A 5,508-nucleotide genomic window follows, 5' to 3' on the forward strand; every position below is an offset into this window, starting at 1 on the left:
TGTCGATGAGGCTGCGATGCTAGGGGCTGTGAGACAAGGCGGCGTGGTGATCGGTGTGATGGCCGATAGCCTGTTAAAAGCAGCAACCAGCAGCAAATGGCGCAAAGGCTTGATGGATGGTCATGCGGTGCTGGTATCACCCTTCTACCCCGAGGCAGGATTCAGCGCGGGTAACGCCATGGCTCGCAACAAATACATCTATTGCCTAGCGGACAGTTCTCTGGTGATTCACTCTGGTAAAAAAGGTGGCACACTTAACGGTGCAGAAGAAAATTTGAAACAATCCTGGGTGCCGTTGTGGGTTAAGCAGACAACGGACAAAGATGCAGCCAATGCCGACTTGGTCGCCAAAGGTGGCTGCTGGCTGGAGGCAGATACGCAGACCTTTAAGATTGCAGATTTAATAGGCAATGAATCTAGCCTTGCGAATCAGGTGAAGGAGCCAATAGGTGACCTCTTTTCTCTGCCTGCACAGCCTGAATTGTTTGCCGAGGCTGATTCTAACCCTGAGATTAAATCTGAGCCTGTCGATTTCTATCAGCTGTTCACCGCCGAGCTTCAGCGATTGGCTGAGAAGCCAGTAACTGTCGATGCGCTGCTTAAAATCACACAGCTCCATAAATCTCAGTTAACTGAATGGCTGAAACGTGCTGTTGATGATGGAGTGGTGAAGAAGCTCAATCGCCCTGTAAGTTATCAAATCAAGAACATGAAATAGAAGGATTTACTCATGGCCATGGCTGAAGAAACCCTGGTTCAGCAAGTCTCAGCAGACTATCTGATGAATGAGTTGCCGTTATTATATGAAACCAAGATCCTCCAGTCGCCAGACTTCATAAGCGGGTTCTTCATAGGGATGTGCTGCCTTCATGGCAGCCACAGCGGCACGAATCAAAGCAGCTTCACACACCAGCTCCACCTTTAATTCCTGCACTTTTTCCAGCTGATTCACCTGTCCCAGATGGGGCTGGGCACCCGCCAGCGGACGAAACTGGCCTGTGCCCAGTGTTTCAAAACAGCAGTGTTCGTATAAACCTATCCGCCCCGCTCCGGTGGCAAAGACTGCAGCCTTGACCTCTTCAGCATTTTCCAGCGGTACAAAAAAAGCCAGTTTGTACATTACTCACTCCGTCTGGGGTAAACCGCCACAGCGGTTCGCAGTTTTTCCCGACCAAAACAGGCCATGCGGGAAAACTCCAGCCGTGCCACCGGCACCTGCTGGGTATCCACACGGGTTTTCTGGTCGTCTTCATCCACTTCTGGATCATGCAGATAAATAAACTGATCATCCATCGCAGTGATAACCACCCAGTGTGGGCTCTTCTGACGACTAAAACGCCAGGAGCTGATCAATACCAGTGGCACACCGCCCTCTTCCAGCACTCGCTGTAAATCCTGCTGGGTCACTTCTGCTCGATGTTCAAGAACACCTGTTTGTGCCAACTGTTCAGAAAAATCCTGATGCACCAGCTCCAGCACACTCTTTTTGGTGGCATTACGCACCCCGTTAATAAACAGCGAGCCCTCCACATTCAGCCACAGCTGCACATCAAAACCACGGCGCCAGGCTGCCAGTGCCAACCCCCGCGGCCCACAGCCACCATGGCCGGTGGTCATAAAAATGGTGGTGGCCTCCCGCCATAATTGCAGCTCATGCTGACGGGTCATTTCCACTGCGGCGTCCTGAGCTTTCATTGCCATCAACAAGGAGGCCGGACCACAGGTAAAAGGCAGGGTCTGCTGATAATAGGGTACATCCCGCACCAGGCCACCCGGAGCCTTGCGCAAACGCTTCTGAAACCGCAGCGCGGCAGCATGATCTTCGTAATAATCCGCATACTGCCCAAACTGACGATAACCCAGACGTTCATACAAGGTGATGGCTTTACTGTTGTCTGTACGTACCTCCAACCGCAGGGCTGAGCACCCCTCATCCAGTGCCAACTTCTCAGCTTCCTGCATCAGTTGTTCACCCAGCCCCTGCCCGCGCCAGTCTGGATCAACAGCCACTGAATACACCCGCGCCAACGCTGTACCACGATGGAACAGCAGCAGCAGATAAGCGGCCAGCACCTTGCCGGTGGGTGTTTCTGCTTCCAATAGCTGAATGGCAGCATGACCCTTTTGCATCAACCAGCGAAACTGCCGACGGCTGAGACGGTCACCACTGAAGCAGCGTGCTTCCAGCGCCAGCAGACTGGGTAAATCATCCAGCTGGGCTTCCCGAAAACTCATCACTGAAGGAATGGATTTCATAATGAGGCTAGACCGGCCAGCGCCTGACTCACCCGCAGCAGTCCCTGACGGATGACTTCCTGCTGCCAGTCTTCAGCAGCAGGGCAAAAATGCTCCAGCAGCTGTTGATGGATTTGTTGTTTTAAATCTTCACTCACTGAGCCAAACGGCTGGCAAGCCAGCCAGTGATCCGCTCGTAATACATTAAACAGGTCTTCCGTGGAGCCAGTGCCAAACTCCAGGGTGACAAAACAGCAACGATCCGGCAGCAACTGGTGCCAGAAAAAATCAATCAAACCCAGCTTCGGCACCGAAGATGAAGTACCTAGAAAAGGCTCGGTAACCGCCGTGCCATACCAGTGTTTGGCCCACTGCACACCCAGGCTTCCCGGCGGATGATCACAGATCACCTCACCCACGGTGTAGTCACCCAGGCCGGTATGCACATCAATAATGGCCACCTGTTTGCGCTCTGCCAACCTCAGTTCTGCTGCCAGTTGCTCCAGTTGCACTCTTGACCAGCTGGGTGCCTTGCCACCATAAAACAAACCCGCCGGATGGGTGTATTGCCCACCACTGACCGCTTCTTCATAAATCTGCGCCCCATACACTTCACGAAAATCCTGCAAGCGCTGATCCGCTTGTAACAGACTCGCTTGATCCCAGTGCTGGGGTATCAGTGCGCTATGGATTTCTTCATAACCCCGGTTTTCCGGTCGATGGTTAAAATCAACAAAGTTACGGTTCAGGTCGATCCCCGCCTCATCCACCCGGCGTTTATGGGAAAAACCCCAGGGATTCATGGCGTGGATTAACAGCAGTGCAGTACCCTGCGGCAAGGCTTCACACTGATGCAACAGCGCCGACTGAATGGCTGATCCGGCAAAACCCTCAACACCATGCGTGGCTGACTGCACAATCAGCAGCTTGTCTGCATTAACCGGCCCCAGCCAGGCAACATCCATCGCCAGTTTTTCACCTTCAGCACCATGCAGGGGATGCTGTACAGTACGCTGCCAGCTCAGGCGGGAATCAGCGCCAACACCGCGCAAAAAGGCTTTGCGGGCTGCTGAATAACTGGGTTGAAAATAACCGGACATAAAAGCAACCTCTGGGTTACATGGAGACAATTCATCTTAGCTTACGCGGTCATTTGCAGCAGCACCAGAGCAGTGAAAAAATCCACTCAGACGCTTGCATCGCGCAGCATTCAGCCTGATAGTGCAAGGGTTAAATGCTCTCTGAGGTAGCCCATGACCCGTTTGAAAATCATTGTTGATAAAACTGCTGACTGGGTAGCCTACTACCCCACCGAAAACCTGCTGACTGCCCACGATTATCTGGCACAAGGCAGTCGCACCGATGCTTCACCGACTCAGGTGATCAACCTGTGCAACAGCTACCGCTACCTCAGTTATGGTTATTACACTTCTCTGCTGGCTGAGGCACGCGGGCACAAGGTGATTCCCTCCATCAGAACCATTAATGATCTGGGCAAAAAGTCCATTTATGGTCTGAACATGGAGAGCCTGAATGCGTCACTGAACAAACTGGTCAGCCGTAACAGTCAGTTAAAACTGCAGCTGGAAGAAAACCAGCGCCTGGAAGTGACCCTGTGTTTTGGTCAGACTCGTTTTACACCCTTGGCTGATTTGGCGCGGCAGATTTTTGAGCAGTTCCCCTGTCCGATTCTGAGTATGACTTTTCGCAAAGGGGACGAGTGGCAGATTGAAGCGCTGCGCCCGGAAGGATTAAAACACCTGAGTGGTGAAGACGAGGATCTGTTTGCTGCCTCACTGGATGCTTACAGCCGCAAGGTGTGGCGTAAACCCAGCACCAAACGCAAATACCGTTATGATCTGGCGATTCTGGTTGACCCGGAAGACAAACTGCCACCTTCTGACCCGGATGCGCTGAAGTTTTTTATCAAGGCCGGTCGCAAGCTGGGTATTGATGTTGAACTGATCGAGAAAAAAGATTTCAGCCATCTGGCTGAATACGATGCGCTGTTTATCCGTGAAACCACCTCCATCAGTAACCACACCTACCGTTTTGCCAAAAAAGCCGAGGTGGAAGGTATGGTGGTAATGGATGATCCCACTTCGATTCTGCGTTGTTGCAACAAGGTGTATCTTGCCGACCTTCTGGCCAGCAAAGGCATCCCCATGCCGCAAACCACCTTTTTATACAAGGATCGTAAAAAAGAGCTGAACCGAGTTGCGGAAGAAATGATTTACCCGGCTGTGCTCAAAGTTCCTGATGGAGCCTTTTCCAAAGGAGTGGTCAAGGTCAGCAACAAAGAAGAGTTGTTGGAACAGGCCGCCCTGTATTTTAAACAATCCGCCATCCTGCTGGTGCAGGAGTTTATGTACACAGATTACGACTGGCGCATTGGTATTCTCAACAACAAACCCCTGTTTGCCTGCCAGTATTTTATGACCAAAGGCCACTGGCAGATTTATAACCATACCAGCGGTGAAGCAGTATCCGGTGGTTTTGCTACCCTGCCGGTGCATCAGGTGCCACCTCAGGTGTTAAAAATTGCCCTGAAAGCCACCAAGCTGATCGGTGATGGTTTATACGGTGTGGATCTGAAACAAAGCGGGGATAGAGTGGTGGTGATTGAGGTGAACGACAACCCCAACATTGACTCGGAAGTGGAGGATCTTTATTTAAAAGAAGATCTTTACCATCAGGTGATGAGTGAGTTTTTACGACGCATGGAACAAAAACGACTCGGGCTGGGTTGATTAAAAAGCCTTCTGCAATTAAAGCAGAGGGCTAAATTAAACAGATTATGCCAGCTTCAAAAGAAACTCCTGCCTTTGCTGTTCAACAACCTGATCATCCGTCCACTGCTTGGTCGCAGCATTTAAAGATAATGCTTGATTTGTTCCGGATTTAAATGCTGCCGGAGCAGCACCTGAACCTGATGAATGAAAAGGCAACAAAACAGCCAAAGCCCTGTGTGTCAACCTAAGCCTGAGCCAACTGATTTTGAGATAACATACAAATCAGGGCATCCAGGAGATCAGAAATGCCAAAACCAGTCACCAGCGTTAATCCCAAGGTGGAGCCTCATCCCGCTCTGGAAAAACGTGGGCGCCGTTCTTTCAGCGCTGAATACAAGTTATCCATCATCCAGCAAGCCGATGCCTGCAAGCATGGTGAATTAGGTCAGCTACTGCGCCGTGAAAAGCTCTATTCGAATCAACTGGTGCGTATTCCAGACCAAGCCTGCCACTGATTCCAGACGAAAGCTGCCACCCATTC

The 5,508-nt window shown here is 51.3% G+C and carries 7 protein-coding genes; 3 read left to right on the top strand and 4 right to left on the bottom strand.

Going from position 1 to position 5,508, the window contains the following annotated elements; translation table 11 throughout:
* The coding region (locus IBX50_RS16545; RefSeq protein WP_292257401.1) for a DNA-processing protein DprA at positions 1-718 on the top strand (718 nt) is incomplete at its 5' end.
* Positions 719-799: 81 nt separating this feature from the next.
* On the opposite strand, the gene IBX50_RS16550 is transcribed toward IBX50_RS16545, so the two are convergent.
* From IBX50_RS16550 to IBX50_RS16560, 3 genes are read right to left on the bottom strand one after another with little or no spacing between them, the layout of a single operon-like run.
* Positions 800-1,120 (bottom strand): NGG1p interacting factor NIF3, encoded by a 321-nt coding sequence (locus IBX50_RS16550; RefSeq protein WP_292257402.1) that lies wholly within the window; start codon positions 1,118-1,120, stop codon positions 800-802.
* Positions 1,120-2,256, bottom strand: a complete 1,137-nt coding sequence (locus tag IBX50_RS16555) for a GNAT family N-acetyltransferase/peptidase C39 family protein (protein WP_292257403.1) — start codon at positions 2,254-2,256, stop codon at positions 1,120-1,122. The genes IBX50_RS16550 and IBX50_RS16555 overlap by 1 nt, the downstream gene beginning before the upstream one ends.
* The gene (locus IBX50_RS16560; protein WP_292257404.1) at positions 2,253-3,335 is read right to left on the bottom strand and encodes a DUF2817 domain-containing protein; all 1,083 of its coding nucleotides are present in this window, start codon (positions 3,333-3,335) and stop codon (positions 2,253-2,255) included. The genes IBX50_RS16555 and IBX50_RS16560 overlap by 4 nt, the downstream gene beginning before the upstream one ends.
* A 153-nt stretch (positions 3,336-3,488) precedes the next feature.
* Between IBX50_RS16560 and IBX50_RS16565 the strand changes: the two genes are divergently transcribed.
* The gene (locus tag IBX50_RS16565) at positions 3,489-4,985 is read left to right on the top strand and encodes a RimK family protein (protein ID WP_292257405.1); all 1,497 of its coding nucleotides are present in this window, start codon (positions 3,489-3,491) and stop codon (positions 4,983-4,985) included.
* Between the two features lie 45 nt (positions 4,986-5,030).
* Here the strand turns inward: IBX50_RS16565 and IBX50_RS16570 are convergent, their stop codons facing one another.
* Positions 5,031-5,195, bottom strand: a complete 165-nt coding sequence (locus tag IBX50_RS16570) for a hypothetical protein (RefSeq protein ID WP_292257406.1) — start codon at positions 5,193-5,195, stop codon at positions 5,031-5,033.
* A gap of 77 nt (positions 5,196-5,272) precedes the next feature.
* Here IBX50_RS16570 and IBX50_RS16575 point away from each other — a divergent pair, with 77 nt between their 5' ends.
* Positions 5,273-5,482 (top strand): hypothetical protein, encoded by a 210-nt coding sequence (locus IBX50_RS16575; protein WP_292257407.1) that lies wholly within the window; start codon positions 5,273-5,275, stop codon positions 5,480-5,482.
* The last annotated feature ends 26 nt before the right edge of the window (positions 5,483-5,508 follow it).

Source organism: Marinospirillum sp. (assembly GCF_014859565.1).

Coding starts and splice junctions, on each gene's coding strand:
- IBX50_RS16560 (WP_292257404.1), bottom strand. CDS start 3,335: ATGTCCGGTTATTTTCAACCCAGTTATTCAGCAGCCCGCAAAGCCTTT.
- IBX50_RS16555 (WP_292257403.1), bottom strand. CDS start 2,256: ATGAAATCCATTCCTTCAGTGATGAGTTTTCGGGAAGCCCAGCTGGAT.
- IBX50_RS16575 (WP_292257407.1), top strand. CDS start 5,273: ATGCCAAAACCAGTCACCAGCGTTAATCCCAAGGTGGAGCCTCATCCC.
- IBX50_RS16550 (WP_292257402.1), bottom strand. CDS start 1,120: ATGTACAAACTGGCTTTTTTTGTACCGCTGGAAAATGCTGAAGAGGTC.
- IBX50_RS16565 (WP_292257405.1), top strand. CDS start 3,489: ATGACCCGTTTGAAAATCATTGTTGATAAAACTGCTGACTGGGTAGCC.